This window comes from Gryllotalpicola sp. CP2-P1 (assembly GCF_057512245.1).
This window is the reverse complement of the sequence record NZ_JBLRDT010000347.1, coordinates 1-1616: the sequence shown is the minus strand read 5'-3', so window position 1 is coordinate 1616 and position 1616 is coordinate 1. Positions and strand designations below refer to the sequence as shown.

At 71.8% G+C, this 1616-nt stretch carries 2 protein-coding genes and 1 pseudogene; 1 reads left to right on the top strand and 2 read right to left on the bottom strand.

All coding sequences use genetic code 11. From position 1 onward, the window contains the following. Together ACM2XV_RS15075 and ACM2XV_RS15070 are read right to left on the bottom strand one after the other, a co-directional pair. Window positions 1-191 (bottom strand): annotated as a pseudogene (locus ACM2XV_RS15075) (fructosamine kinase family protein); the annotation flags it as partial. A gap of 19 nt (window positions 192-210) precedes the next feature. Next, window positions 211-1452 (bottom strand): MFS transporter, encoded by a 1242-nt coding sequence (locus ACM2XV_RS15070; RefSeq protein ID WP_487027530.1) that lies wholly within the window; start codon window positions 1450-1452, stop codon window positions 211-213. Between the two features lie 54 nt (window positions 1453-1506). On the opposite strand from ACM2XV_RS15070, the gene ACM2XV_RS15065 reads away from it, so the two are divergent. Beyond that, window positions 1507-1616: LysR family transcriptional regulator (locus ACM2XV_RS15065; protein WP_487027529.1), on the top strand; the 110-nt coding region annotated here is incomplete at its 3' end.

Below are 1616 nucleotides of genomic sequence, written 5' to 3'. Positions count from 1 at the left end.
CGATCTGCCTCCGGCGTGGCGCGCGCCGGGCGGATGCGCTCGAGCTCGATGCGCCCCGGCGAGACGGCGATGACGGCGGCGACGCGCGCGCCCCCTGTCGCCGTCGCCTCGGCCAGCCACCGCAGACCGGCCGCCTCCGATTCGAAGAATCCGTCGGGGGCGGCCGGGTCCTGCTTGACGAGCGTGTCCATGTGCCCAGTCTCGCGCGCCTCAGCGGCGGCGCAGCAGAGGCACCGCGGCGAGCACGACGATGACGAGCACGGCGAGCGCGAAGACGACGAGCACCCGCGAGATCGGGAAGAAGGCGAGCGCGACACCCACCGCGATCACCGGAGCGCTGAGCCCGGCGTAGGCGGCGAGGAACATTCCGGCGAGCACCTCGCCGCGGTTGTCGGGGCGTGCGGATGCCGCGGCCACCCCGATCGACGAGGCGAAGACGAGCCCGACCCCTGCGCCCGCGACGATGCCGCCGACCAGCAGCAGGCCGAGCGACGGCGCGATCCCCACGACGGCGACGAGGGCGAGACCGACGACCATGAGCGCGATGCCGAGCTGCAGCTTGCGGCGGCCCTGAACGCGCGCGAACACGAACTGCGAGGCTGCGCTCGCGCCCATGACGCCGAAGACGACGAGCCCGGCGATGAGGTGCCCGCCGAGGTGCAGCAGCCCGATCACGATGCTCGCGGTGAGCGCGGTGAAGAAGCCGAGCGCGCTGAAGGCGGCGGCCGCGCCGATCGCGGCGGCGACGAAGGTCGCGCGGGCCTCGGGCGGGACGCTGACCCGCTGCGGTGCGTAACGGCGGCGCGAGCTCGCCACATCGACCGTCTCGGGAACGAAGATCGCGAGCACGACGGCGGCGACGAGCAGCACGAGGAAGACCACGAAGGGGGTGACGATCGGGGCAGGCAGGAACTGCGCGATCAGGCCGCCGAAGAGCGGCCCCAGCGCCAGGCCGCCCGTGTTGATGACGGTCGCTGCGGTCGCGGCCTTCGCGCGCTCCTCGTGGGGGTGCGAGACGGCGCGCAGCTCGGCGAGATAGGCCGTCGCCGTGGCGGTCAGCGTACCGACGCCGACGCCGGAGACGAAGCGGGCCACGAGCAGGCCCGGCAGATCGTTCCACACGAGGAACAGCACGGCGGCCAGCGCCTCGATCGCGACCGAGGCGATCAGCAGGCGCCGGCGCCCGAGCCAGTCGCTGACGTGCCCCGCGAGGTACAGCGCCACCATGACGCCGATGGCGTAGGCGGCGAAGACGAGTGTCACGACGAAGCCGCCGAAGCCGTCGCGCTGCTCGTAGATCGGGTACAGCGGCGTGGGCACCGTCGTGAAGGCCATGGAGAAGAGAAACGCTCCGGCGACGATCCAGAAGCCGGTGTGGTGCGCGGTGCGCGTGGCGGGCGCGGTCAGTGTGCTCATGCTCGTGACAACTACCGGGCAGAGCGCAGTATTCATCATCAGGGGCGAAGATTCTTGGACAGACCAATCGCGATCTTCGATAATGCAGCTATGGACGCCCGCCAGCTCGAGATCTTCGCCGCCGTCGCCGAGGAGCGCAGCTTCACGCGGGCGGCCCGCCGCCTCTTCGCTGCGCAGTCGACGGTCTCCGCCGCGATCCG